Origin of the sequence: Burkholderia alba, assembly GCF_034721475.1 — a bacterium.
Classification (GTDB): domain Bacteria; phylum Pseudomonadota; class Gammaproteobacteria; order Burkholderiales; family Burkholderiaceae; genus Burkholderia; species Burkholderia alba.
Window position 1 is genome coordinate 159726 of sequence record NZ_JAWJWL010000004.1, and the last position, 24871, is coordinate 184596.

Consider the following 24871-nt stretch of genomic DNA (forward strand, 5'->3'; position numbering starts at 1 on the left):
TGAGAAGACGCGCCCGGCTCAAACCGAGTGACGCTTGCGATAACCATCGAGAAAACGTGCGATCCGATTGATCGAATCGGTCAGATCGTCGAGATTCGGTAAAAAGACGACGCGGAAGTGATCCGGCGTCGCCCAGTTGAAGCCCGTGCCCTGCACGAGCAGCACACGCTCCTCCAGCAGCAGGTCGAGGATGAATTGCTGGTCGTTCTCGATCGGGTACACCTTCGGATCGAGCCGCGGAAACATGTAGAGCGCCGCCTCCGGCTTCACGCACGACACGCCCGGGATCGCCGTGAGCATGTCGTAGGCCAGTTCGCGCTGCTTGTACAGGCGCCCCGACGGGACGATCAGCTCGTCGATGCTCTGGTAGCCGCCGAGCGCCGTCTGGATCGCGTACTGACCCGGCACGTTCGCGCAGAGCCGCATCGACGACAGGATCCCGAGCCCTTCGAGATAATCCTTCGCGCGGGCGCGGTTTTCGCCCGCGAGGCCCGATACCGACATCCAGCCCGCGCGGTAGCCGCACGAGCGATAGCTCTTCGACAGGCTGTTGAACGTGACGATGATCACGTCCTCGGCGAGCGACGCGAGCGCCGTATGGTGCTTGCCGTCGTAGACGATCTTGTCGTACACCTCGTCCGCGAAGACCACGAGGCCGTGCTGGCGGGCGATCGCGAGCAATTCGAGCAGCAGTTCGTCCGAGTAAAGCGCACCCGTCGGATTGTTCGGGTTGATCACGACGAGCGCCTTCGTATTCGGCGTGATCTTGCGGCGGATATCGTCGAGATCGGGCATCCAGCGGTTCGACTCGTCGCAGACGTAGTGCACGGGCGTGCCGCCCGACAGGCTCACGGCCGCCGTCCACAGCGGGTAGTCGGGGGCGGGCAGCAGCACCTCGTCGCCGTCGTTCAGCAGCCCTTGCGTCGCCATCACGATCAGTTCGGACGCGCCGTTGCCGATGTAGATGTCGTCCAGCTCGACGCCCTTCACGCCCTTTTGCTGCGTGTAGTGCATCACCGCCTTGCGCGCCGAGAACACCCCCTTCGAATCCGAGTAGCCGGACGAGGTCGGCAGGTTGCGGATCATGTCCTGGATGATTTCGTCCGGCGCGTCGAAACCGAACGGGGCCAGATTGCCGATATTCAGCTTGATGATCCGATGGCCTTCGTCTTCGAGACGCTTCGCGTGCTCGAGCACCGGGCCGCGGATGTCATAGCAGACGTTGAGCAGCTTGTTCGATTTCTGGATCGGTTTCACGACGGACTCGGTTCCTGGGTCATGCCTGCGGGCCTTGGGGGGATGGGGATCAAAACTGGAGAGCGGCCGGTCAGCGCGCGCTGTCTAGGACTGGTCTGAAGCGGCGATCGGGCACGGCTTATGGCGGCGCACGATACAAACGCCGCCCGGGGGCGGCTTAAAAGCTATAATTTAGCGGATTTTGGCTATCTTTCGCAATGCACCATTCCGGTTCAGGCCCGCGCGGCAACCGGTAACATGCATTGCGGGGCGGCCCGCCTGGCCGCCGGGCGCATTTGCCCGCCCCTTTCGGAACCCGGAACACCAATTTGAAATTACACCAGGACACGAGCAGCGCGCTCAATACCGTCACCGGCTATGGCCCCGATTATGTCGACATCAATCTGACGCGTCACGACGGCAGCGTCGTCGTGCTGCCCGACGCGCCCGTGATCGCATGGCCCGTCACGTCGTTCGACGCGCTCGCGCCCGAGCATTTCGATCTGCTGCTCGCCCCGGCGCCCGAGGTGGTCATCTTCGGCAGCGGCGCGAAAATCCGCTTCCCGCACCCTCGCCTAACGGCCAAACTGACCGCGCAACGGATCGGCGTCGAAACGATGGACTTCCAGGCTGCCTGCCGCACCTACAACATCCTGATGGCGGAAGGCCGCAAGGTGGCGCTCGCGCTGTTGATCGAAACCCCGGCCCCGACGCGTTAAAACTTCGGCGGTCCGCCGGCGTCTTATCCCCGTCGCGAGCGGGCCGTTCGCGGCGCGCCCGCGACGGGCGCATTCCACACACCGATTTACAGGCTGATAACTCATGAACGATACGCCGTCGAGGCTACCGCTCAATCGCGCCGCGCTGCTTCTGCTGGTCGCCGTGCTCGCCCTCATCTGGTTCGGGCCGCTCGGCCTGCGCCACCTGATCCCGAGCGACGAAGGCCGCTACGCCGAAATGGCCCGGGAAATGTTCGCCACGGGCGACTGGATCACGCCGCGCTACAACGGCTACAAGTATTTCGAAAAACCGCCGCTGCAAACCTGGCTGAATGCGCTGACTTTCGCATGGTTCGGCCTCGGCGAATGGCAGGCCCGCCTGTACACGGCACTCGCGAGCTTCACGGGCGTGCTGCTGGTCGGCTACACCGGCGCGCGCGTGTTCAACCCGCTCGCGGGCTTCTTCGCCGCGCTGGTGCTCGCGACGTCGCCGTACTGGAACCTGATGGGCCACTTCAACGCGCTCGACATGGGGCTGTCGTTCTGGATGGCCGTCACGCTCTGCGCGCTGCTGCTCGCGCAGCGGCCCGGCCTGCCGGCCGGCGCCGCGCGCGGCTGGATGTGGCTGTGCTGGGCGGGCATGGCGTTCGCCGTGCTGTCGAAAGGCCTCGTCGGCCTCATCCTGCCCGGCGCCGTGCTCGTGCTGTACACCATCGTTTCGCGCGACTGGGCGCTATGGAAGCGGCTCTACCTGGTGAGCGGCCTCGCGATCTTCCTCGCGATCACCGCGCCGTGGTTCGTGCTGGTCCAGCAGCGCAATCCCGAATTCTTCGATTTCTTCTTCGTCGTCCAGCAGTTCCGCCGCTACCTGACGCCCGAGCAGAACCGGCCCGGCCCGTTCTACTACTTCGTGCCGGTGCTGCTGGTCGGCTTGCTGCCGTGGCTGTCGGTCGGCTTCCAGAGCATCCGCCAGGCGCTGCGCATGCCGCGCCAGCCGAACGGCTTCGCGCCGATGGTGCTGCTCCTGATCTGGAGCGCGTTCATCTTTCTGTTCTTCAGCGCATCGCACTCGAAGCTGATCTCGTACGTGCTGCCCGTGATGCCCGCGCTCGCGCTCGTGATCGGCGCCTACCTGCCGCTCGTCACCCGCGAACAGTTCCGCCGCCACCTGTTCGGCTATCTGGTGTTCCTGGTCGCCGCCGCATTCGGCACGATCTTCCTCGGCCACCTGGGCGACACGCGCACGCCCAACGCGCAGTATCTGGAATTCCAGAAGTGGGTGTACGCCGCGATCGGCGTCGCGTTCGCGCTGACGCTCGTCGCCGTCTGGCTGAACCGTCGCGGCCGCGCGGGCATCGCTATCGCGGCCACCGCGTTCGGCGCCGGCTGGCTGCTGCTCGGCACGATCGGCGGCACCGGCCACGACGCGTTCGGCCGCTACAGTTCGGGCGCGCTGCTCGCGCCGGCGATCCGCGCCGAACTGGCGAAACTGCCGCCGGACACGCCGTTCTACTCGGTCGAGGCGCTCGACCATACGCTGCCGTTCTACATGCGGCATACGACGATCATGGTGGCGCGCAAGGACGAACTGTCGTTCGGGATCTCGATGGAGCCGGATAAGTGGGTGCCGACCGTCGACGCATGGGTCGAGCGCTGGAAGGCCGATCGCTATGCGCTCGCGCTGATGTCGCCCGACCACTACCGGCAATTTGTCGCGCAAGGCCTGCCGATGAAGGTGCTCGCGCAGGACAACCGCCGCGTCATCGTCGAAAAGCCCCAACCGTAATACAGGGACCGAACGCAATGAATCCCATTTCGCTCATTTGCATCGTCACCGGCGTGATGCTGAACGCATGCGCGCAGTTGCTGCTGAAAGCCGGCGTGAATGCGGTTGGACACTTCGAATTCACCCGTGCGAACATTATCCCGGTCGGCTTCAAGATCGCCACTCAACTGCCGATCATCGGCGGCCTCGGCTGCTACGTGTTGAGCGTCGTCGTGTGGATCGTCGGGCTGTCCCGGGTGGATGTCTCGATCGCGTATCCGATGCTGTCGCTCGGCTACGTCGTCAATGCATTCGCCGCCTGGTACCTGTTCGGCGAAGTGCTGTCGATGCAGCGCCTGGTCGGCATCGGCATCATCCTGGTCGGGGTCGTGGTACTGGCGCGCAGCTGACGCCGCGCGAGCGCCGGCGCGGCTCCGAGGCCCGCAGGCACTTAAGCGCCTGCCTACAAAAAGAGACGGTGTAATCTCGCCAACCGGTGTTAAATGCGCGTTTTGGGCGCCCTGCCCGGCCTGCCACTTTCATGCCTTCACGAGCCAAGCTTTCATGAGCCAGACTTCCGTTCCTTTCCTGCCGTTCGTCAAACCCGAGATCGACGAAGACACCATCCAGGGCGTCGCCGACGTGCTGCGCTCCGGCTGGATCACGACCGGTCCGCAATGCCGGCAGTTCGAGGCCGCGCTGTCCGAATACTTCGGCGGCCGGCCGGTGCGCGTGTTCAATTCGGGCACCGCGACCCTCGAGATCGGCCTGCGGATCGCGGGCGTCGGCCCGGGCGACGAAGTGATCACGACGCCCGCGTCGTGGGTCGCCACCAGCAACGTGATCATCGAGACCGGCGCGACGCCCGTGTTCGTCGATATCGACCCCGCCACCCGCAACATCGATCTCGATCTGCTCGAGCGGGCGATCACGCCCCGCACGAAGGCGCTGATCCCGGTTTACCTGGCGGGCCTGCCCGTCGACATGGATCGCCTCTACGAGATCGCCGCGCGGCACCGGCTGCGCGTGATCGAAGATGCGGCGCAAGCGCTCGGTTCGACATGGAAGGGCCGGCGCATCGGCGCATTCGGCGACATCGTGTCGTTCAGCTTCCATCCGAACAAGAACCTCACGTCGATCGAAGGCGGCGCGCTGGTCCTCAACAACGAAGACGAAGCGCTGCTCGCGCAGAAGTACCGGCTGCAGGGCGTGACCCGCACCGGCCACGACGGGATGGATTGCGACGTGCTGGGCGGCAAGTACAATCTCACCGACGTCGCGGCCCGCGTCGGCCTCGGCCAGCTGCCGCACCTGGCGCGCTTCAACGCGCAGCGCCGCGTGCTCGCCCGCGCGTACTTCGATGCGTTCGCCGGCGGCGCCGCCGTCCAGCTCGGTGTCGGCCTGCCGGTCGCGGAGTTCGAACACGGCAACTGGCACATGTTCCAGATCACGCTGCCGCTCGAGCGGCTGTCGATCACGCGCGGCGAATTCATGGCGCAGTTGCAGGAGCGCGGCATCGGCTCGGGCGTGCACTACCCGGCGATCCACCTTTTCACGCTATACCGCGCGCGCGGCTTCAAGGAGGGCATGTTCCCCCACGCCGAGCGCTACGGCGCGAGCACCGTCACCTTGCCGCTCTTCACGCAGATGAACGACGGCGACGTGCAGCGAGTGGTCGGCGCCGTCAACCAGATTTGCGAACAATACGGAAAATAAGCGGACATGAGTCACCTTGAAGCACCCGCCGGGCAACCGGGCGCAGCGAACCCCGAAGTATCGATCGTCATCCCCGTGTACAACGAGGAAGCCGGCCTCGCCGCGCTGTTTGCCCGCCTGTACCCGGCGCTCGATGCGCTCGGCACGTCGTACGAGGTGATCCTCGTCAACGACGGCAGCCGCGACCGGTCGGCCGCGCTGCTCGCCGACCAGTTCCGGGTCCGTCCGGACACGACGCGCGTCGTGCTGCTGAACGGCAACTATGGCCAGCACATGGCGATTCTCGCCGGCTTCGAGCAGTCGCGCGGCGAGGTCGTCGTGACGCTCGACGCCGACCTGCAGAATCCGCCGGAGGAAATCGGCAAGCTCGTCACGAAGATCCGCGACGGCTTCGACTATGTCGGTTCGATCCGGATCCAGCGCCAGGACAGCCTGTTCCGGCGCAAGGCATCGACCGCGATGAACCGGCTGCGCGAGCGCATCACCCGCATCAAGATGACCGACCAGGGTTGCATGCTGCGCGCCTACAGCCGTCACATCATCGATACGATCAACCGCTGCGGCGAGGTGAACACGTTCATCCCGGCGCTCGCCTATACGTTCGCGCAGAACCCGACCGAAATCGAGGTCGCGCACGAGGAGCGTTTCGCGGGCGAATCCAAGTATTCGCTGTACAGCCTGATCCGCCTCAATTTCGACCTGGTGACGGGCTTTTCCGTCGTGCCGCTGCAATGGCTGTCGTTCATCGGCGTGATCCTGTCGCTCGGCTCGGCCGCGCTGTTCGCGCTGCTGCTGGTGCGACGCTTCATCGTCGGCGCCGAAGTGCAGGGCGTGTTCACGCTGTTCGCGATCACGTTCTTCCTGCTCGGCGTGATCATCTTCGCGCTCGGCCTGCTCGGCGAATACATCGGACGAATCTACCAGCAGGTCCGCGACCGGCCTCGCTACCTGATCCAGACCGTGCTCGAGGAGCGCGACGGCCGGCCGGGCGTCACGCTGCCGGGCGAACGCAACCCGCAGGAAACCGCGCGATGAAGCCGCGCGCCGTCGTCTTCGCGTATCACAACGTCGGCGTGCGCTGTCTGCAGGTACTGCTAGCGCGCGGCGTCGACGTCGCGCTCGTCGTCACGCACGAGGACAGCCCGACCGAAAACATCTGGTTCGGCAGCGTCGCGGCAGTGGCCGCCGAGCACGGCATTCCCGTCGCCACGCCCGCCGATCCGCGCAGCGCGGAACTGCGGGCGGCGGTCAGCGCGGCCCGCCCCGACTTCATCTTCTCGTTCTACTACCGGCACATGCTGCCGGTCGATCTGCTGGCGCTCGCGCCGCGCGGCGCGTACAACATGCACGGCTCGCTGCTGCCGAAGTACCGCGGCCGGGTACCGACCAATTGGGCAGTCCTGAAAGGCGAGACCGAAACCGGCGCGACGCTGCACGAAATGGCCGCGAAACCCGACGCCGGCGCGCTGGTCGGCCAGACCGCCGTGCCGATCCTGCCCGACGACACCGCCGCACAGGTCTTCGACAAGGTCACGGTCGCGGCCGAGCAAACCCTGTGGCGCGTGCTGCCCGCGCTGCTCGCCGGTGAAGCGCCGCACCTGCCGAACGATCTGTCGCAGGGCAGCTACTACGGCGGACGCAAGCCGGAAGACGGCCGGCTCGACTGGTCGCGGCCGGCCGCCGACGTCTACAACCTGATCCGCGCGGTGGCGCCGCCCTATCCGGGCGCGTTCACCGAACTGCACGATCGCCGCTTCGTGGTCGCCCGGGCGCGCCTCGCCGCACCCGGTTCGGCCGCCGCGCGGGCCGCGGCGGATTTGCCGCCGGGGCTGCACGTAAGCGATAATGCGCTATTCGGCGTTTGCGGCGACAGCCGTGCCGTCTCCATTCTCGAACTGCGGCAGCCACGCGACGGCGGCGAGACCGTCGTGTCTCCCGCGGAATTCGCGCAGTTCATTCATTCTTCCCGTCATTCATGAAAGCGAAAAAAGTCCTGATCCTGGGTGTGAACGGCTTCATCGGCCACCACCTGTCGAAACGCATCCTCGAGACCACCGATTGGGAAGTCTTCGGCATGGACATGCAGACCGACCGGCTCGGCGATCTCGTCAAGCACGAGCGGATGCATTTCTTCGAAGGCGACATCACGATCAACAAGGAATGGGTCGAGTATCACGTGAAGAAGTGCGACGTGATCCTCCCGCTGGTCGCCATCGCGACGCCCGCCACTTACGTGCAGCAGCCGCTGCGCGTGTTCGAGCTGGATTTCGAGGCGAACCTGCCGATCGTCCGCTCGGCGGTGAAGTACCACAAGCACCTGGTGTTCCCGTCGACCTCCGAGGTCTACGGCATGTGCTCGGACGAGCAGTTCGATCCGGACGCATCGGCCCTCACCTACGGTCCGATCAACAAGCCGCGCTGGATCTACGCGTGCTCGAAGCAGCTGATGGACCGCGTGATCTGGGGCTACGGCATGGAAGGCCTGAATTTCACGCTGTTCCGCCCGTTCAACTGGATCGGCCCGGGCCTCGATTCGATCTACACGCCGAAGGAAGGCAGCTCGCGCGTCGTCACGCAGTTCCTCGGCCACATCGTGCGCGGCGAAAACATCAGCCTCGTCGACGGCGGTTCGCAGAAGCGCGCGTTCACCGATATCGACGACGGCATCAGCGCGCTGATGAAGATCATCGACAACCAGAACGGCATCGCGTCGGGCAAGATCTACAACATCGGCAATCCGAGCAACAACTTCTCGGTGCGCGAACTCGCGCACAAGATGCTCGAGCTCGCCGCCGAATTCCCGGAATACGCCGACTCGGCCAAGCAGGTGAAGCTTGTCGAGACCACCTCGGGCGCGTACTACGGCAACGGCTACCAGGACGTGCAAAACCGCGTGCCGAAGATCGACAACACGATGCAGGAACTCGGCTGGGCGCCGCAGTCGACGTTCGACGACGCACTGCGCAAGATCTTCGAAGCGTATCGCGGCCATGTCGCCGATGCGCGCGCGCTTGTCGAGCAGCAAGGCTAAGGACGGTCCGGCTTGGCTCGCATCGTTCTCAAGATCGACGTCGACACGTTGCGCGGCACGCGCGAAGGCGTGCCGAATCTCGCCCGCATCTTCGACCGGTTCGCCGCGCGCGCGACGTTCCTGTTCAGCCTCGGCCCGGATCACACCGGCTGGGCGATGCGGCGCGTGCTGCGGCCCGGTTTTCTGAAAAAGGTGTCGCGCACGTCGGTGGTCGAGCATTACGGGATCCGGCAACTGATGTACGGCGTGTTGCTGCCGGGGCCCGACATCGGCCGGCGCGCCCGCTCGGAGATGCGCGCGATCCACGAAGCCGGCTTCGAGTGCGGGATCCACACGTGGGATCACGTGTACTGGCAGGACAACGTCAAACATCGTCCGCGCGACTGGACCGTGCGCGAGATGCAGAAGAGCCATGCGCGCTTCGCCGAGATTTTCGGCGCGCCGCCCGTCACGCACGGCGCGGCGGGCTGGCAGATGAACGACTCGGCATTCGAGCAGATCGACGCGTGGGGCATGCGCTACGCGTCCGACGGGCGCGGCCACTCGCCGTACCTCCCGGTGCTGAACGGCAAAACGCTCGACCACGTGCAGATGCCGACCACGCTGCCGACGCTCGACGAAGTGCTGGGCGTCGACGGTATCGATACCGGCAACGTCGCCGCGCACCTGCTGAAGCACACCGAACGCAATCCACACGATCAGGTCTTCACGCTGCATGCGGAGCTTGAGGGCCAGAAGCTCGCCCCGGTGTTCGAGCAACTGCTCGCGGGCTGGCGGGCGCAAGGCCATACGTTCGCGACGATGGGCGACTACCACGCGACGCTGGACCGCGCCACGCTCCCATCGTACCCTGTTACGTGGGGCGAAATTCCCGGCCGCTCGGGCGAGCTGATCGTCCAGCCCGACTAGGCTCGCGCGGCCGAGCAGGCCGCGCCCGTCCATCACACCAGGAGAATCACGTGTCTGTCGAAGTTGGCCGTCAAGTTCCCGATTTCACCGCGCCCGCGACCGGCGGCGATTTTTCGCTGTCCGGACTGAACGGCAAGAAGCTCGTGCTGTACTTCTATCCGAAGGACAATACGCCCGGCTGCACGACCGAAGGCCTGCAGTTCCGCGATCTCTATCCGAAGTTCAAGAAGGCCGGCGCGGAAGTGGTCGGTGTCTCGCGAGACAGCCTGCGCTCGCATGACAACTTCAAGGCCAAGCTCGAGCTGCCGTTTCCGCTGGTTTCCGATCCCGACGAAACGCTCTGCGCGCTCTTCAATGTCATGAAACTGAAGAAAATGTATGGCAAGGAAGTCCGCGGCATCGAGCGTTCGACGTTCCTGATCGACGCCTCCGGCGTGCTTCGCCAGGAATGGCGTGGCGTGAAAGTACCGGGGCATGTCGACGACGTGCTGAGTGCTGTACAAGCGCTTTGAGGCGCGTTATATTGGGCTTCAATGAATGCCTGTCCGCCCCATTTTTCTCGTAGCTGCGCCGGTTGTCGAAGCGATGCTGGTTGGCATGTGACGCGCAGCACGACGGTTGAAGCCGAGCCGCTTGCCCCTGTTCGGGGCAGCGGCTTTTTTTATGGTTTTTGCGCCGGTCGCATCAACCCGGCCGCTCATCCCGTCAAGGAGCTGATCGAAATCTAGGCGAACCGGCGTTTCGAAACCCATGTGCGCCACCGCGCGCAAACTGCCTGCAACCCGTGAGCAGGATGCGATCAGCGGCGCATGCAATGCGACACGATTCCTCTCGAGGGACACCATGCCTTTGCCTACTCCCCCCAGCAAGCTCGGCAGTCTGCTGCCGCCCGACGACTACAAGGCGAAAGCGCGGCCCGCGAAGGCCGCGAAATCATCCGCCGAAGGGGACACCGTTCAAGCGGCCGAGTACGGCCCGGCGAGCGTCGCCGACCCGATGGCGCCCGCGGCCAATACCGCCGCGCCGCTACGCGCCGTCGCTTCCGCGCCGGATACCGCGTCGCGGAGCCGCAAGACCAAACAGACCGCCGCGCTGCTGCAGCCGGTGGCCGCGCCCCCCGCAACCCCGGCCCCCGCGCCGTCCGCCCGCTCGGAGCGCCCCGCCGCCGCCAAACCGGCCGGCGCGCCCGCGGCTGCGCCGCGCGAAGCCGCCAAACCACGCGGCCGCAAGGGTGCGGAAGCCGAATTGCAGAAGCTGTTCGTGCTCGACACCAACGTGCTGATGCACGACCCGAGCAGCCTGTTCCGCTTCGAGGAGCACGACGTCTATCTGCCGATGATGACGCTCGAGGAACTCGACAATCACAAGAAGGGGATGTCGGAAGTCGCCCGCAACGCGCGTCAGGTCAGCCGTACGCTCGATGCGCTCGTCGCGAACGTCGGCCCGATCACGTCCGGCATTCCGCTCGCTCGCCTCGGCAGCCGCGAAGCGCTCGGCCGCCTGTATTTCCAGACCACGCTCACGCATATCGAGCCCGTGGACGGCCTGCCGGAAGGCAAGGCGGACAACCAGATCCTCGGCGTCGTGCGCGCGCTGCAGCGCGAGCGCACGGATCGCCAGGTCGTGCTGGTGTCGAAAGACATCAACATGCGGATCAAGGCGCATGCGCTCGGCCTGCCCGCCGAAGACTACTTCAACGATCAGGTTCTCGAGGACAAGGATCTGCTGTACTCGGGCGTGCGCGAGTTGCCGCAGGATTTCTGGGCGAAACATGCGAAAGGCATGGAAAGCTGGCAAGACACGAAAACCGGTACCACCTACTACCGCGTCACGGGCCCGCTCGTCGCGTCGCTGCTGGTCAACGAATTCGTGTATCTCGAGCCGCAGAACGGCGAGCCGACCTTCCACGCGCTCGTTCGCGAGCTGAACGGCAAGACCGCGCTGCTGCAGACGCTGCGCGACTACAGCCACCACAAGAACAACGTGTGGGGCATTACCGCGCGCAACCGCGAGCAGAATTTCGCGCTCAACCTGCTGATGAATCCGGAGATCGATTTCGTCACGCTGCTCGGTCAGGCCGGCACCGGCAAGACGCTCGTCGCGCTCGCGGCCGGCCTCGCGCAGGTGCTCGACGACAAGCGCTACAACGAGATCATCGTGACCCGCGCGACCGTGCCGGTCGGCGAGGATATCGGCTTCCTGCCCGGGACCGAGGAAGAAAAGATGCAGCCGTGGATGGGCGCATTCGACGACAACCTCGAAGTGCTGCAGAAAACCGACGACGCCGCAGGCGAATGGGGCCGCGCGGCGACCCAGGAACTGATCCGGTCGCGCCTCAAGGTGAAAAGCATGAACTTCATGCGCGGGCGCACGTTCGTCGACAAGTACGTGATCATCGACGAGGCGCAGAATCTGACGCCAAAGCAGATGAAAACGCTCGTCACGCGCGCCGGCCCCGGCACGAAGATCATCTGCCTCGGCAACATCGCGCAGATCGATACCCCGTACCTGACGGAAGGCAGTTCCGGCCTCACCTACGTCGTCGATCGCTTCAAGGGCTGGGGACACAGCGGCCACGTGACGCTCGCGCGCGGCGAACGCTCGCGTCTCGCCGACTACGCGTCGGACATCCTCTAATCCCGATCGCGCGTCGTCGGCGACGACGCGGCGAAAGCGGCGCACTGGCTTGCCAGGCGCCGCTTTTTTACTTAGAGGGTCGAATCGTTAGCATGGACCTGCGCAGATAAAACGACGTTTACGCGTGAAACTTCAAGTAATTTCTCAAGATTTCTTGCGAAAGCCCCACCGGACGCACTACTATCGGCACTGTCTGTCGTCCTACGATTGGTGAGCGCCGCGCGTTCGCCCGCCTCTCATGCTGCGAATCTGGCTGTCCCTCGTCGTCGTTTCCCTGCTTGCGGCCTGCTCAAGCGTGCCGCAGAAGACCGCGCGCTCGTCCGGCGGCGGTATGTCCATCGCGACGCCGCGTGCATTTCCGCCGCCGCGCGGCTTTCCCAATTTCGTCGATCACAGCGTCGGCCGCGAGGAAATCTCGATCCAGGCCATGAGCCTCGTCGGCGTGCCGTACCGCTGGGGCGGCAATACGCCCGAAAGCGGCTTCGATTGCAGCGGGCTGGTCCGCTACGTGGTCGGTCGCGCCGCCGACGTCACCCTGCCCCGCACCACCGCGGACATGAGCTCGCGCGGCGACGCGATCGAGCCGGACGGCGTCGCGCCGGGCGACCTGATCTTCTTCAATACGACGGGCCGGCCCCATTCGCACGTCGGTATTTACGTCGGCAAACTGCGCTTCGTGAACGCGCCGTCGACCGGCGGCACAGTTCGGCTCGACTATCTGACGAACCCGTACTGGGCAAAGCGGTTCGACGGGATCCGGCGAGTCGCCGCGCCGAAGGGCAAGGCCGCGCCGTTCGATACGCCGACCTACGAGGCGAGCCGCCCGCCGGAGCCGGCGCAGACGCCCGCACCGCGCGTGACGCAGACGCCGCAGCCGGCCTATGCCGCCGCCCCGGCCGTCGTTGTCCCTGCCGCCGCGCCGGCACCGGCCGCCGTCGCGCAGAGCGCGCCGCCGCTGCGGACCGCTCCGGTCGCCGCCGCGCAAGCCGATCCGTTCGAACCCCCGCCGTCCGCCATGTCGGCGGCGCAACAGCAGGCACGCGCGGCGGGCGCGGTCGCACCGGCCCTGGCCGTTACGCCCCCCACCACGCCGGCCGAGACTCGGCTGCCCGCCGGCACCGTGACGACGGCCGCCGCGCCGGACCCGATCGACTCCGCCGCCGACGCGTTCGAACCGCCTCCACCTACCGCCAATGCCGCCGCGCGTCAGGCGCAGTTGGCCACGCCCGGCAGCGTGCAGATCCTGCGCGCCTCTACCGCCCCCAGGGCCCCGAGCCCGGCGGCCAGCGGCACGAGCGACGACCCGATCGCCCGCTTCGCGACCGGCACCTACTGACAACGCCGCGGGCAGGCCCGCGCACCGCCGGCCTGCCCGCCGAACCGCGGGGGGCACGCCCAACGCTCGCCGAACCGCCGACCGGCTATTCCGGCGACACCCGGATCGAATCGAACATCCCTGAGAGCGAACGACTACGGCCCGCGCAAGCCGCCGTCCCGCTGCTGCGCAAGAGGGCCGGGCAAAGGGCGACGCCGACAATCGACCCGCGCCCCTCAACCAGGACAGCCGCCCCACTCGCCCGCCCCTTCGCACCGCTCCGGTCGATCCCGCCGCGCCCGTCGCTGCGCGACGCAGCCCGACATCGGCACCAAGACACGCCGCCGCAACCCGGCGCCGCAAAAACAAGGCGCCGCAGCCTCACGGCATGCGGCGCCTTGTCGTCGCCCTGGCCGGGTGACCCGCTCAGAAGATCCGGTGACCGATCCACCAGCCCGCGGCCGCGATCAGCGCCGACGCGGGAATCGTCAGCACCCACGCCCACACGATATTGCCGGCAACGCCCCAGCGGACCGCGGACAGCTTGCGTGTCGCGCCGACCCCGACGATCGCGCCGGTGATCGTATGCGTCGTCGAGACCGGGATGCCGAGCCAGGACGCGAGGAACAGCGTCAGCGCGCCCCCCGTTTCGGCGCAGAAACCACCGACCGGCTTGAGCTTGGTGATTTTTTGCCCCATCGTGCGCACGATCCGCCAGCCGCCGAACAGCGTGCCCAGCCCCATCGACAGATAGCAGCCGGCGATCACCCAGGCGGGCGGCGCATCGGCGGTGGCCGACGCGTAGCCCGACGCGATCAGCAGCATCCAGATGATCCCGATGGTTTTTTGCGCGTCGTTGCCGCCGTGGCCCAGGCTATAGAGGCCGGCGGACAGCAGCTGCAGCCGCCTGAAGCGCCGGTCCACCTTGCTGGGTGCGGTCCTGAAATACAGCCACGACACCCCGAGCATGAACAGCGAGCCGAGGATGAAGCCGAGCAGCGGCGAGATGAAGATGAACGCGACCGTCTTCAGCAGCCCGTCGACGTTGAGCGAGCCCCAGCCCGACTTCGCGACGGCGGCGCCCACGAGCCCGCCGATCAGCGCGTGCGACGAGCTGGACGGAATGCCGTAGTACCAGGTGATGACGTTCCAGCCGATCGCGCCGATCAGCGCGCCGAACACGACGTAGTGGTCGACGATGCTCGCATCGATCGTCCCTTTGCCGACGGTCTGAGCGACTTTCAGGTGGAAGATGAAATAGGCGATGACATTGAACGCGGCGGCAAACACGACCGCCTGCTGCGGCTTCAGCACGCCGGTCGACACGACGGTCGCGATCGAGTTCGCGGCGTCGTGGAAACCGTTCATGAAATCGAACAGGAGTGCGACGAGTACCAGCGTCGCGACCACCCACAGGGCGAGTTGTATCGAATGCATCGTAATCGGCTCAGGCGTTTTCCAGCACGATGCCTTCGATGATGTTCGCGACGTCCTCGCACTTGTCGGTGATCTGTTCGAGCAACTCGTAGATCGCCTTCAGCTTGATCAGCGTCTTGACGTCATCTTCCTCGCGGAACAGCTTCGACATCGCCGCGCGCAGTACGCGGTCGGCTTCCGATTCCCAGCGATCGATTTCTTCGCAGGACTTGAGAATCTGGCCCGACTGCTTCATGTCGGACAGCAGCGCGACGGCCTGCTGCACGTGCTGGACCGACTGCGTGACGATATGGGCAAGCTGACTCGCTTCCGACGTGACCGCGCGGACGTCATACAGCGATACGGCCGTGGCGACGTCCTCCATCAGGTCGAGAATGTCGTCCATCGTCGTGATCAACTTGTGGATTTCGTCGCGATCGAGCGGCGTGATGAAGGTCTTGTGCAGCAGGTCGATCGCTTCGTGCGTCAGTTTGTCGGCGGCTTTCTCGGCCGACTGGACGTTCTGCTTGTGAATCTCGGCATCCGCGAGATTGTCGATCAGAAGTTCGAGCTCGCGACCGCCGGAGACGATGTAATTCGCGTGCGCATTGAAGATTTCGAAGAACTTGCCCTCGGTGGGCATGAATCGACCGAACATGGGATTCCTGGAAAATTGTCAAACAACGGTCATAAAAACCGGCGACATTGTACCGTTTCCCAGTTTCCCGCCAAGCACCCGATTACACCGCCTGCGACGAGATACAACGTTTCGTAAAATAGGGGTTTACATCCGGCGTCACTCGCCGTAGAAGGTCTGCGTCCCTGCAAAATTATCGAACTTCGTGTATTGCCCAATGAACGTGAGCCGAACGGGGCCGATCGGGCCATTACGCTGCTTGCCGATGATGATCTCGGCCGTGCCCTTGTCGGGGCTGTCCGGGTTGTACACCTCGTCGCGATAGATGAACAGGATCACGTCCGCATCCTGCTCGATAGCGCCCGACTCCCGCAAATCCGACATCACCGGCCGCTTGTTGGGCCGCTGCTCCAGCCCCCGGTTCAACTGCGAGAGCGCGATCACGGGCACGTCCAGCTCTTTCGCGAGGCTCTTCAGCGAGCGCGAGATTTCCGAGATTTCGGTCGCGCGATTCTCGCCTTGCGACGAACCCGACATCAGCTGAAGGTAATCGACGATGATCAGACCGAGCTTGCCGCACTGGCGCGACAGGCGGCGCGCGCGCGAGCGCAGCTCCATCGGGTTCAGGCCGCCCGTCTCGTCGATGAACAGCTGCGCCTCGCTCATTTTCTGCACCGCGTGCGTGAGTTTCGGCCAATCCTCGTCGCTGAGACGCCCGGTCCGCATCCGATGCTGGTCGAGACGGCCGACCGAGCCGAGCATCCGCATCACGAGCTGGTTGCCCGGCATTTCCATCGAAAACACCGCGACCGGCAGCCCGTACTCGACCGCGACGTATTCGCCGATGTTCATCGAGAACGCAGTCTTGCCCATCGACGGGCGGCCGGCGACGATGATCAGCTCGCCGCCGTGCATGCCGGACGTCATCCGGTCGAGGTCGATGAAGCCGGTCGGCGTGCCCGTCACGTCGCTCGGATTCGCGGTGTGGTACAGCGTGTCGATGCGCTCGACCACCTGAGTCAGCAGCGGCCCGATCTCGAGGAAGCCCTGGGTGCCGCGCGCGCCATCCTCGGCGATCGAGAACACCTTCGATTCCGCCTCGTCGAGCAACTGACGGACTTCCTTGCCCTGCGGATTGAATGCGTCGGCGGAGATCTCGTCGGCGACCGACACAAGCCGGCGCAGCACCGCGCGGTCGCGCACGATTTCCGCATAGCGGCGGATGTTCGCCGCGCTCGGCGTGTTCTGGGCAAGCGCGTTCAGGTACGCGAGGCCGCCGACGTCCTCGGCCTTGCCGGCCGTACTCAGCGCTTCGTAGACCGTCACCACGTCGGCCGGACGCGTGGCCGCGATCAACCGGCCGATGTGCTCGAAGATGATCCGGTGGTCGTACCGGTAGAAGTCGCCTTGCGACAGGAAGTCGGCGATGCGGTCCCACGCGGCGTTGTCGAGCAACAGGCCGCCCAGCACGGATTGCTCGGCTTCGAGCGAGTGCGGCGGAACTTTAAGCGATTCGATTTGGGGATCTTGCGGCGCGTTCATGGCTAGGGATTATCGCGAAATGGGCGCGGCTTAGCCAGCGAAGTGTCGTCATGGCCGGAATACAAAAAGGCAGGAGCCGGTTGCCCGGGCTCCTGCCCTTTATCGGGCGGCCTGGCGACCACCCGAACATACTACCTGCAGCTTACGCGTGATCGCCGATCACCGAGATGGTGATGTCAGCCAGCACATCGGTGTGCAGCGCGACTTGCACCGGATGCTCGCCGATCATCTTCAGCGGGCCTTCCGGCAGACGCACTTGCGCCTTCTCGACGTCGTAACCTGCCTTCTTCAGCAGTTCGGCGATGTCGCCGTTCGTCACCGAGCCGAACAGACGGCCGTCGACGCCCGACTTCTGCGTGACCTGGAACGATTGGCCGCTCAGCTTCTCGCCGACGGCTTGCGCTGCCACCAGCTTCTCGGCGGCGACCTTTTCGAGTTCCGCGCGGCGGACTTCGAATTCGGCGATCGCATCCTTCGTCGCGCGGCGTGCCTTGCGATTCGGGATCAGGAAGTTGCGTGCGTAACCGTCCTTGACCTTGACGATGTCACCCAGGTTGCCCAGATTGGCGACTTTTTCCAACAGAATGATTTGCATTCGAATTCTCCTTATTGCGTCGCCTGATTACGCCTTGTGCTGGTCGGTGTACGGCAGCAGCGCGAGGAAACGCGCACGCTTGATCGCCGTATCCAGCTGACGCTGATAGTGGGCCTTGGTGCCCGTCAGGCGCGCCGGCGTGATCTTGCCGTTTTCGCCGATGAAGTCCTTCAGCGTTTCCGTGTCCTTGTAGTCGATCTGCTCGACGCCGGCTGCCGTGAAACGGCAGAACTTCTTACGCTTGAAGAGCGGGTTTTGTTGCTGACGACGCTTGTCGAATTTCTTACCAGTCGGGCGGGGCATGTTCAGTCCTTTCCAATGTCCTGCAATGATGTAATGTGAAACACCAAGGTTCTCGCGTTGCGGCTTTTCTTCGCCAGGAAGCCGGTGAAGTGCATTTCGACACCCAATCCGCAGCTTTCCAGCCTGCCGCTCGCCTCGCCTGCCGCCACGGCTTCGATGGTCAATTCCACCTGCCGAGGTATGCCTGCTTCGACGACTTCCGTGCGGTGATGCAACGTGCAGCTTGCGATCGGAACGCCGGCGGGGGTGTACCGCACCGGTTCTCGCTCGACGACGCTCGCCGTCAGTTGCAGCCTGTTCACGTCAGTAGCGCGCTCCTTGATGGCTTAGCAATAACGACTTAAGCCTGCGCTTCGGTCGGCTGAGCGGCAGCCGCCTTCTTGGCTTCTTCGCGCTGAACTTCCTTCATCATCGGCGACGGGCCGTTCTCGGCCTTCTTCATCTTGACGATGAGGTGACGCAGCACGGCGTCGTTGAACTTGAACGCGTGTTCGAGTTCGTCGAGCGTCGTCTGGTCGCACTCGATGTTCATGCAGACGTAGTGAGCCTTCGCGAGTTTCTCGATCATGTAGGCCAGCTGGCGGCGGCCCCAGTCTTCGACACGGTGGATCTGACCGCCGTGCGACGTGATCGTGGTCTTGTAACGCTCGATCATCGCGGGCACTTGCTCGCTTTGATCGGGATGCACGATGAATACGATTTCGTAATGACGCATACACACTCCTTGTGGATTAAAGCCACCCGGGCGTCTGAACCGGTGTGGCAAGTGAGAAGCCAGAGAGTGTAGCGCGCTTATAGAGGGCACGCAAGGTTTTTAGGTGATTGCGCGTGCAAATCGGCCATGTTTTCAACGACTTGACGCAAACAAGCGCGATTCGGAACGCCGCGACGCGCGGCCCCCCGCCCATCCTCCCCCGCCGCGCTCCGATTGCGCGAGCCCCGAAAACCGGGGCTGGACGAGCCGTTCGCCGGGTTCGGGGCGACGTTGCCCCTGAAATACACGGGAGATCGGTCCCCATCTCCAGCCGGACCGCCCCACCGTCCGCCTTACTCGGTGCCGCCGCCTGGCAGCCGCGCGGCGAGCGCGCTCCGGAATGCCGCAAGCGCCGCGGGCTCCGCGTCGGTGACCGCCCACCAGGTCATGCCGGCCGCCGGCCAGCGTTCGAGGGCATAACCCTGCGACACCGTCGCGAACGGCGCCGCCGCGCCAGGCAGCACATAGACGTCGATCACGTGCTTCCGGTAGCGGTAAATCAGCACCGCGACCCGGCGGTGATCGACGTAGTCGAGCCGGCCGCCCGTCAGCACGAATCCGCTCGCCGCCAGATCCTCGACGGGCGGCGCGTAATCCAGGCGGCCGTTGAACCACGGTTTCACGGTGTGCTGATCGGTCGAGACGACATCGATGTCGCGCCCGGACAACTCGGCACGCACGTGGCTCGCGACCAGTTCGTCGACCAGCGCGTCAGCCCCGGCATGGCGCTGGGTGAGCGCGACGCCGGCCCCAACCGCGCACGTCGCCAAAGCCAGGCCGGCCAGCCAGCCAGCGCCGGGCCACGTCGTCGCGCCGCCATGTTGCGGCCGGTCCGCGCCGCGTGGACCGCCGCCCGCTCCCAGCCAGTTCCGCCAGCGCGCCCGCCATCCTCCGGGCGAACGCGCCGCCGCGGCCGCGCCGTCCGGCATCGTACCGGGCAGCCCCGCCACGATCCGCGCCCGCAGCATGTCGGGCGCGCGATGGTAATCCGCGTGGCGCACCGCGCGCCCGACGAGCGCGAGCCCATCGCGCTCGTCGCGGCACGCGGCACAGCCGTCCAGATGCTGCGCGACGCGCAACGCGTCGGACGGCGGCAATTCACGGTCAAGGTCCGCATCGAGCAACGGACGCGCCTCTTTACAGTCCATCGACAGCCTCCGGTTCCGATCCGCCCGCGGCACCCGAAGGCCGGGCTCGCCGCCCGCCGGACGGGGCGCAGTCCGCGGCCGGGTCGCCCACCGGCCGCGCCGCCGCGCCGCCGGCCGCCGGCCGGCTTGCGCCGCGCCCGCCCTGCTGAGCCGTCAGCACCTCCGCGAGCCGGCGCCGGCCCCGAGCGAGCCGCGACATCACGGTACCGACCGGCAGATCCGCGATCGCCGCGATCTCGCGATAGCTCAGTTCCTCCATTTCGCGCAGCACCAGCACTTCGCGGTACTCGGCGGGCAGACGCCCCAGCGCGTCGTGCACGAGGCGGGCATCCTCCTCGCGGATCAGCAGCGCCTGCGGATCGATGCCGATGCTGCTCCAGCCGTCCGGCTGCGCATCCGTGTCGAAATCGTCGAGCGCGGCCATTTCGTGCGCCGTCGCGCGCCGCCGCCATTCGGTGTACCAGGTGTGCCGCACGATCGTCAGCAGCCATGCGCGCGCGCTGTCGCCGTGGAACGAGTCGAAGAAACGAAATGCGCGCATGCAGGCCTCCTGCACGATGTCCTCGGCATCCGACGCATTGCCGCACAGCCAGCGCGCGAGGTTGTACGCCGCATCGAGATGCGGCAGCGCCAGCTGCTGGAAACGCAGGCTGCGCACCGCCGCATCGCCCGTCGCACCCCGCGGATCGTCGCTGCCGACCTCCCGGTCGTGTTCCCCCACGTCGCCCCCTCGCCCAGATTGCCCCGGTTCATCCCCGTCGCGGTTGCCATGCGCATGCGGAGCGCGCCGTCATGCGCCGCTCCCTGCTCCCCTTACCGGCCATCCGTTCAGTTTATTCCCGCCCGCGCAAAAAATATTGCGGGAATAAGCCCGGCGACCGGCTGGTTTGACATGCATCCCGTCACGTTCGAAGGAACCGCCATGCCGACCTTGCACCCCCCCTTCAATCGGCGCGATTTCCTGCGCCTCGCCGCCTGCGGCGGCGGCGCCGCGTTCGCCTCCGCGCTGCCCGGCTGGAGTTTCGGCCGCGACAGCGAATTCTTCTTCGTCCAGCTGTCGGACGCGCACTGGGGCTTCGACGGTCCGGCGATCAATCCGGATGCGAAAGGCACGCTGCCGAAGGCGATCGCGGCCGTCAACGCGCTGCCCGTCGCGCCCGCTTTCGTGATCTTCACCGGCGACCTCACGCACACGACCGATGACGTCGACGAGCGCCATGCGCGGATGCGACAGTTCCAGTCGATCGTGTCGCGACTCGACGCGAAGCCGTTGTATCTGATGCCGGGCGAACACGACGCGAGCCTCGACGCGGGCGCTGCCTACCGCTCGCACTTCGGCGACACGCATTACACGTTCGACCATCAGGGCGTGCACTTCGTCACGCTGGACAACGTGTCGGACCCGGCCGGCCGCGTCGGCGACGCGCAGATCGACTGGCTCGCGCAGGACCTCGCCCGCCAGCCGAAGGACGCGCGGATCGTCGTCTTCACGCACCGCCCGCTGTTCGATCTCGCGCCGCAGTGGGACTGGGCGACGCGCGACGGCGCGAAAGTCCTCGACGTGCTGATGCCCTATCCGAACGTGACCGTGTTCTACGGACACATCCACCAGGCGCTGCACACGATGACGGGCCACATCGCGCATCACGCGGCACGTTCGCTGATGTTCCCGCTGCCCGCGCCCGGCTCGCAGGCGAAGCGCCTGCCGGTGCCGTGGGACGCCGCCGCGCCCTACCGGGGGCTCGGCTGGCGGGAAACCCGGGTCGGCGGCGCAGCGGGCGCATTCGCCCTCAGCGAAATGCCGATCGACCCCGCGCTCGCGGCCACGACTTCCTGAGGAGAACGACATGCCCCACGCCAATCCGCCCTCGCCCGACGCGACGCGACCGTCTGCCGTTCCACCGCGCCGCCGCTGGCTGCTCGCCGCCGGCTGCGCGGCGGCCGCCCTTGCCGGCTGGCAGGTGCGCGCGACCGCCGCGCCGCGCGTCATCAAGGTTCACGCGCGGCGCTTCGTGTTCACGCCGAACCGGATCACGCTGGCCCCGCACGAGGCCGTGGTGTTCGAACTGACCGCGCAGGACACGGTGATGGGCTTTTCGATTCCGCAGCTGGGCGTGCGCGCGGACGTCCCGCCGGGCACGGTCGTCATGCTGCCCGCGCAGGCGGGCCCGGCCGGCACGATCGACTTCCTGTGCGACATCTTCTGCGGCTCGGGACACGAAACCATGAACGGCACGATCGTGGTCGGCTAACGCGCGACGAGGGCCGGCACGGGCGGCCCTCGCCGGTCACGGCACCCCGCTCCAGTACCCCGGCTGCGCATAGACGTCGCGCAGATAGTCGATGAAGTACCGCACCCGCGCCGGCACATAGCGCTGCTGCGGGTAGACCGCGAGGATGTCGTAGTCGGGCAGCGCGAATTCGTCGAGCACCGTTTCCAGTTCGCCGCGCGCGAGCTGCTGCGCGATCTCCCAGGTCGAGCGCCAGCCGAGCCCGAGGCCCTCGGACGCCCAGCGGTGCAGCAGTTCGCCGTCGTTGCAGTCGAGCGTCCCGGTGACGCGCATCGTCACGAGCTTGCCGTTGCGCCGGAAGTACCAGCCCCGGTTCTGGCCGCCCTGCAGGTTGAACGCGAGACAGTTGTGACCGAGCAGGTCGTCGAGCGTCTTCGGCCGGCCGTGGCGGCGGAAATACTCCGGCGTGCCGCACACGACGCGCCGATTCGACGCGAGCTTCACCGCGACGAAGTTCGGATCGACCGCACCGCCGATCCGGATCGACAGGTCATAGCCCTCGCGCACCAGGTCGACCACCCGGTCGGTGAGATTGAACGACACCTGCAGCTCGGGCTTGTCCGCGAGAAACGCCGGCGCGAGCGGCGCGACGTGCTTGCGTCCGAACGCGGCGGGCGCCGAGACGATCAGGTGCCCGTTGACCGCGCGGCGCCCCGCCGCCAGCTCGTTTTCCGCCTGATCCCATTCGGCGAGCAGCCCCCGGCAGCGCTCCAGGAATGCGGCGCCCTCCTCGCTGATGACGAGCCGCCGCGTCGAGCGGTACATCAGCTTCACGCCGAGCCGCTTCTCCAGCGCATCGATCCGCCGCCCGAGCACGACGGGCGACACCCCTTCCTCCAGCGCCGCCGCCGCGAGACTGCCCGCGTCGGTCACCCGCACGAACGTCTCGATCTGCTTGAAGCGATCCATGTTGCGTCTCCTTCCGGTCTGCCCGCCGGATGGCCACCCGACGGCATTCCATACTTTTAGTTTCGAAATAAGCGACTCGACCGGATCTTATCAAACCTTTGATGCAGTTCTAAAGTGTGCCGAACCGTGTGATTCGCATCTACAAGGAGACATTTCATGGCCAGGATGAGAGCCGTCGACGCCGCAGTGCTCGTGCTCGAGAAAGAAGGGATCCAGACCGCCTTCGGCGTACCGGGCGCGGCGATCAACCCGTTCTACTCGGCAATGCGCCGCTCGGGCGGAATCAGCCACGTGCTCGCCCGCCACGTCGAGGGCGCGTCGCACATGGCCGAGGGCTTCACGCGTGCCGCGCCCGGCAACATCGGGGTCTGCATCGGCACGTCCGGACCGGCCGGCACCGACATGATCACCGGCCTCTATTCCGCCTCCGCCGACTCGATTCCGATTCTCGCGATCACGGGCCAGGCGCCGCGCGCCCGCCTGTACAAGGAAGATTTCCAGGCGGTCGACATCGAGTCGATCGCGAAGCCGGTGACCAAGTGGGCCGTCACAGTCCGCGAGCCCGCGCTGGTGCCGCGCGTGTTCCAGCAGGCGTTTCACCTGATGCGCTCGGGCCGCCCCGGCCCGGTGCTGATCGATCTGCCGATCGACGTGCAGCTCGCCGAGATCGAGTTCGACATCGCCACCTACGAACCGCTCCCGCTCTACAAGCCCGCGGCAACGCGCACGCAGATCGAGGCCGCGCTGACGATGCTCAACGACGCGGAGCGTCCGCTGATCGTGTCCGGCGGCGGCGTGCTGAACGCGGCGGCGGAGGATCTGCTGGTCGAGTTCGCCGAAACGCTCGGCGTGCCGGTGATCCCGACGCTGATGTCCTGGGGCGCGATTCCCGACGACCACCCGCTGATGGCCGGCATGGTCGGCCTGCAGACGTCGCACCGCTACGGCAACGCGACGCTGCTCGCGTCGGACTTCGTGCTCGGCATCGGCAACCGCTGGGCGAACCGCCATACGGGCAGCGTCGAGGTCTATACGAAGGGCCGCAAGTTCGTCCACGTCGACATCGAGCCGACCCAGATCGGCCGCGTGTTCGGCCCAGATCTCGGCATCGTGTCGGATGCGAAGGCCGCGCTGCAGCTGTTCGTCGCGGTGGCGCGCGAATGGAAGGCGGCCGGCAGGCTGAAGGATCGCAGCGCGTGGGTGGCCGACTGCCAGGACCGCAAGCGCACGCTGCAGCGCAAGACACATTTCGACAACGTGCCGATCAAGCCCCAGCGCGTGTACGAGGAAATGAACAAGGTGTTCGGCCGCGATACCTGCTACGTGAGCACGATCGGCCTGTCGCAGATCGCGGGCGCGCAGTTCCTGCACGTGTACCAGGCGCGCAACTGGATCAACTGCGGGCAGGCGGGCCCGCTCGGCTGGACGATTCCGGCGGCGCTCGGCGTGCGCGCGGCCGATCCGCGCCGGCCGATCGTCGCGCTGTCGGGCGACTACGACTTCCAGTTCATGATCGAGGAGCTGGCGGCGGGCGCGCAGTTCAAGCTGCCCTACGTGCACGTGGTCGTGAACAACTCGTACCTCGGCCTGATCCGCCAGGCGCAGCGCGCGTTCGACATGGACTACTGCGTGCAGCTCGCGTTCGACAACATCAACGCGCCGGAAGTGAACGGCTACGGGGTGGATCACGTCGCGGTCGCGGAAGGCCTTGGCTGCAAGGCGCTGCGCGTGTTCAAGCCGGAGGAGATCGAGCCGGCGCTGCGCAAGGCGCAGGACATGCTGTCCGAGTTCAACGTGCCGGTGGTCGTCGAGGTGATCCTCGAGCGCGTGACCAACATTTCGATGGGGGCCGAGATCGACGCGATCAACGAATTCGAGGCGCTTGCCGAGAAGGCGGAGCACGCGCCGACCGCGATCACCCTGCTCGACTGAGCATCCCTTTCACTGA

The 24871-nt window shown here is 66.0% G+C and carries 25 protein-coding genes and 1 pseudogene; 14 read left to right on the plus strand and 12 right to left on the minus strand.

Features of this window, described 5'->3' with window-relative positions:
• Positions 1-18: 18 nt before the first annotated feature.
• Complete coding sequence (locus tag RZR99_RS05745) at positions 19-1257, minus strand: pyridoxal phosphate-dependent aminotransferase (RefSeq protein ID WP_323118777.1); 1239 nt, start codon at positions 1255-1257, stop codon at positions 19-21.
• Between the two features lie 308 nt (positions 1258-1565).
• Between RZR99_RS05745 and RZR99_RS05750 the strand changes: the two genes are divergently transcribed.
• From RZR99_RS05750 to RZR99_RS05790, 9 genes are all read left to right on the plus strand, one after another.
• A complete protein-coding gene (locus RZR99_RS05750) occupies positions 1566-1955 on the plus strand; it encodes an Mth938-like domain-containing protein (RefSeq protein WP_323118778.1) in 390 nt (129 codons plus the stop codon).
• Positions 1956-2058: 103 nt separating this feature from the next.
• Positions 2059-3741, plus strand: a complete 1683-nt coding sequence (locus tag RZR99_RS05755; RefSeq protein WP_323118779.1) for a glycosyltransferase family 39 protein — start codon at positions 2059-2061, stop codon at positions 3739-3741.
• Between the two features lie 17 nt (positions 3742-3758).
• On the plus strand, positions 3759-4130 hold the full coding sequence (locus RZR99_RS05760; protein WP_323118780.1) for a DMT family transporter: 372 nt from the start codon (positions 3759-3761) through the stop codon (positions 4128-4130).
• Positions 4131-4284: 154 nt separating this feature from the next.
• Positions 4285-5436 (plus strand): DegT/DnrJ/EryC1/StrS family aminotransferase, encoded by a 1152-nt coding sequence (locus RZR99_RS05765; protein ID WP_323118781.1) that lies wholly within the window; start codon positions 4285-4287, stop codon positions 5434-5436.
• Between the two features lie 6 nt (positions 5437-5442).
• Complete coding sequence (locus RZR99_RS05770) at positions 5443-6471, plus strand: glycosyltransferase (protein ID WP_323118782.1); 1029 nt, start codon at positions 5443-5445, stop codon at positions 6469-6471.
• Entirely contained in the window at positions 6468-7415 is a 948-nt protein-coding gene (locus tag RZR99_RS05775) for a formyltransferase (protein ID WP_323118783.1), read from the plus strand. The genes RZR99_RS05770 and RZR99_RS05775 overlap by 4 nt, the downstream gene beginning before the upstream one ends.
• Complete coding sequence (locus RZR99_RS05780; protein WP_323118784.1) at positions 7412-8467, plus strand: bifunctional UDP-4-keto-pentose/UDP-xylose synthase; 1056 nt, start codon at positions 7412-7414, stop codon at positions 8465-8467. Before RZR99_RS05775 ends, RZR99_RS05780 begins: the two co-directional genes overlap by 4 nt.
• A gap of 12 nt (positions 8468-8479) precedes the next feature.
• Entirely contained in the window at positions 8480-9376 is an 897-nt protein-coding gene (locus RZR99_RS05785) for a polysaccharide deacetylase family protein (protein WP_323118785.1), read from the plus strand.
• A gap of 50 nt (positions 9377-9426) precedes the next feature.
• Positions 9427-9888, plus strand: coding sequence for a peroxiredoxin (locus tag RZR99_RS05790; protein ID WP_323118786.1), 462 nt, complete (start codon positions 9427-9429; stop codon positions 9886-9888).
• An 18-nt stretch (positions 9889-9906) separates the two neighbouring features.
• On the opposite strand, the gene RZR99_RS05795 is transcribed toward RZR99_RS05790, so the two are convergent.
• Positions 9907-10221 carry a hypothetical protein gene (locus tag RZR99_RS05795; protein ID WP_323118787.1) on the minus strand — a complete coding sequence of 105 codons (315 nt, stop codon included), beginning with the start codon at positions 10219-10221 and terminating at the stop codon, positions 9907-9909.
• On the opposite strand from RZR99_RS05795, the gene RZR99_RS05800 reads away from it, so the two are divergent.
• Both RZR99_RS05800 and RZR99_RS05805 read left to right on the plus strand, forming a co-directional pair.
• Positions 10220-12013, plus strand: a complete 1794-nt coding sequence (locus RZR99_RS05800) for a PhoH family protein (RefSeq protein ID WP_323118788.1) — start codon at positions 10220-10222, stop codon at positions 12011-12013. The genes RZR99_RS05795 and RZR99_RS05800 overlap by 2 nt on opposite strands.
• Before the next feature lie 238 nt (positions 12014-12251).
• Positions 12252-13349 (plus strand): NlpC/P60 family protein, encoded by a 1098-nt coding sequence (locus RZR99_RS05805; protein WP_323118789.1) that lies wholly within the window; start codon positions 12252-12254, stop codon positions 13347-13349.
• Between the two features lie 405 nt (positions 13350-13754).
• On the opposite strand, the gene RZR99_RS05810 is transcribed toward RZR99_RS05805, so the two are convergent.
• The 9 genes from RZR99_RS05810 to RZR99_RS05850 all read right to left on the minus strand — a co-directional run bounded on the left by RZR99_RS05810 (position 13755) and on the right by RZR99_RS05850 (position 20444).
• Entirely contained in the window at positions 13755-14765 is a 1011-nt protein-coding gene (locus tag RZR99_RS05810; protein ID WP_323118790.1) for an inorganic phosphate transporter, read from the minus strand.
• Positions 14766-14775: 10 nt separating this feature from the next.
• The gene (locus tag RZR99_RS05815; protein ID WP_323118791.1) at positions 14776-15402 is read right to left on the minus strand and encodes a DUF47 domain-containing protein; all 627 of its coding nucleotides are present in this window, start codon (positions 15400-15402) and stop codon (positions 14776-14778) included.
• A gap of 138 nt (positions 15403-15540) precedes the next feature.
• Entirely contained in the window at positions 15541-16923 is a 1383-nt protein-coding gene (locus tag RZR99_RS05820; protein WP_323118792.1) for a replicative DNA helicase, read from the minus strand.
• 142 nt (positions 16924-17065) lie between these two features.
• Positions 17066-17518, minus strand: a complete 453-nt coding sequence (rplI, locus tag RZR99_RS05825) for a 50S ribosomal protein L9 (protein WP_323118793.1) — start codon at positions 17516-17518, stop codon at positions 17066-17068.
• A 27-nt stretch (positions 17519-17545) separates the two neighbouring features.
• Positions 17546-17821 carry a 30S ribosomal protein S18 gene (gene rpsR, locus RZR99_RS05830; RefSeq protein WP_006486248.1) on the minus strand — a complete coding sequence of 92 codons (276 nt, stop codon included), beginning with the start codon at positions 17819-17821 and terminating at the stop codon, positions 17546-17548.
• 2 nt (positions 17822-17823) lie between these two features.
• A complete protein-coding gene (priB, locus tag RZR99_RS05835; RefSeq protein ID WP_323118794.1) occupies positions 17824-18123 on the minus strand; it encodes a primosomal replication protein N in 300 nt (99 codons plus the stop codon).
• Between the two features lie 38 nt (positions 18124-18161).
• Complete coding sequence (rpsF, locus tag RZR99_RS05840) at positions 18162-18536, minus strand: 30S ribosomal protein S6 (RefSeq protein ID WP_323118795.1); 375 nt, start codon at positions 18534-18536, stop codon at positions 18162-18164.
• Between the two features lie 332 nt (positions 18537-18868).
• Positions 18869-19723 (minus strand): anti-sigma factor family protein, encoded by an 855-nt coding sequence (locus tag RZR99_RS05845; RefSeq protein WP_323118796.1) that lies wholly within the window; start codon positions 19721-19723, stop codon positions 18869-18871.
• Positions 19713-20444: an RNA polymerase sigma factor gene (locus tag RZR99_RS05850; protein ID WP_323118797.1), complete on the minus strand. Its 732-nt coding sequence runs from the start codon at positions 20442-20444 to the stop codon at positions 19713-19715. Before RZR99_RS05850 ends, RZR99_RS05845 begins: the two co-directional genes overlap by 11 nt.
• Positions 20445-20645: 201 nt before the next feature.
• Between RZR99_RS05850 and RZR99_RS05855 the strand changes: the two are divergent.
• Positions 20646-21555, plus strand: a pseudogene (locus RZR99_RS05855) (metallophosphoesterase family protein); the annotation flags it as partial.
• A 15-nt stretch (positions 21556-21570) separates the two neighbouring features.
• A complete protein-coding gene (locus RZR99_RS05860; protein ID WP_323118799.1) occupies positions 21571-21975 on the plus strand; it encodes a cupredoxin domain-containing protein in 405 nt (134 codons plus the stop codon).
• A 36-nt stretch (positions 21976-22011) separates the two neighbouring features.
• On the opposite strand, the gene RZR99_RS05865 is transcribed toward RZR99_RS05860, so the two are convergent.
• Positions 22012-22923 carry a LysR family transcriptional regulator gene (locus RZR99_RS05865; RefSeq protein WP_323118800.1) on the minus strand — a complete coding sequence of 304 codons (912 nt, stop codon included), beginning with the start codon at positions 22921-22923 and terminating at the stop codon, positions 22012-22014.
• 156 nt (positions 22924-23079) lie between these two features.
• On the opposite strand from RZR99_RS05865, the gene gcl reads away from it, so the two are divergent.
• Entirely contained in the window at positions 23080-24855 is a 1776-nt protein-coding gene (gene gcl, locus RZR99_RS05870) for a glyoxylate carboligase (RefSeq protein WP_323118801.1), read from the plus strand.
• Positions 24856-24871: the final 16 nt, after the last annotated feature.

Coding starts and splice junctions, on each gene's coding strand:
- RZR99_RS05755 (WP_323118779.1), top strand. CDS start 2,059: ATGAACGATACGCCGTCGAGGCTACCGCTCAATCGCGCCGCGCTGCTT.
- RZR99_RS05760 (WP_323118780.1), top strand. CDS start 3,759: ATGAATCCCATTTCGCTCATTTGCATCGTCACCGGCGTGATGCTGAAC.
- RZR99_RS05765 (WP_323118781.1), top strand. CDS start 4,285: ATGAGCCAGACTTCCGTTCCTTTCCTGCCGTTCGTCAAACCCGAGATC.
- RZR99_RS05770 (WP_323118782.1), top strand. CDS start 5,443: ATGAGTCACCTTGAAGCACCCGCCGGGCAACCGGGCGCAGCGAACCCC.
- RZR99_RS05775 (WP_323118783.1), top strand. CDS start 6,468: ATGAAGCCGCGCGCCGTCGTCTTCGCGTATCACAACGTCGGCGTGCGC.
- RZR99_RS05780 (WP_323118784.1), top strand. CDS start 7,412: ATGAAAGCGAAAAAAGTCCTGATCCTGGGTGTGAACGGCTTCATCGGC.
- RZR99_RS05800 (WP_323118788.1), top strand. CDS start 10,220: ATGCCTTTGCCTACTCCCCCCAGCAAGCTCGGCAGTCTGCTGCCGCCC.
- RZR99_RS05795 (WP_323118787.1), bottom strand. CDS start 10,221: ATGGTGTCCCTCGAGAGGAATCGTGTCGCATTGCATGCGCCGCTGATC.
- RZR99_RS05805 (WP_323118789.1), top strand. CDS start 12,252: ATGCTGCGAATCTGGCTGTCCCTCGTCGTCGTTTCCCTGCTTGCGGCC.
- RZR99_RS05810 (WP_323118790.1), bottom strand. CDS start 14,765: ATGCATTCGATACAACTCGCCCTGTGGGTGGTCGCGACGCTGGTACTC.
- RZR99_RS05815 (WP_323118791.1), bottom strand. CDS start 15,402: ATGTTCGGTCGATTCATGCCCACCGAGGGCAAGTTCTTCGAAATCTTC.
- RZR99_RS05820 (WP_323118792.1), bottom strand. CDS start 16,923: ATGAACGCGCCGCAAGATCCCCAAATCGAATCGCTTAAAGTTCCGCCG.
- rplI (WP_323118793.1), bottom strand. CDS start 17,518: ATGCAAATCATTCTGTTGGAAAAAGTCGCCAATCTGGGCAACCTGGGT.
- rpsR (WP_006486248.1), bottom strand. CDS start 17,821: ATGCCCCGCCCGACTGGTAAGAAATTCGACAAGCGTCGTCAGCAACAA.
- rpsF (WP_323118795.1), bottom strand. CDS start 18,536: ATGCGTCATTACGAAATCGTATTCATCGTGCATCCCGATCAAAGCGAG.
- RZR99_RS05845 (WP_323118796.1), bottom strand. CDS start 19,723: ATGGACTGTAAAGAGGCGCGTCCGTTGCTCGATGCGGACCTTGACCGT.
- RZR99_RS05860 (WP_323118799.1), top strand. CDS start 21,571: ATGCCCCACGCCAATCCGCCCTCGCCCGACGCGACGCGACCGTCTGCC.
- RZR99_RS05865 (WP_323118800.1), bottom strand. CDS start 22,923: ATGGATCGCTTCAAGCAGATCGAGACGTTCGTGCGGGTGACCGACGCG.
- gcl (WP_323118801.1), top strand. CDS start 23,080: ATGGCCAGGATGAGAGCCGTCGACGCCGCAGTGCTCGTGCTCGAGAAA.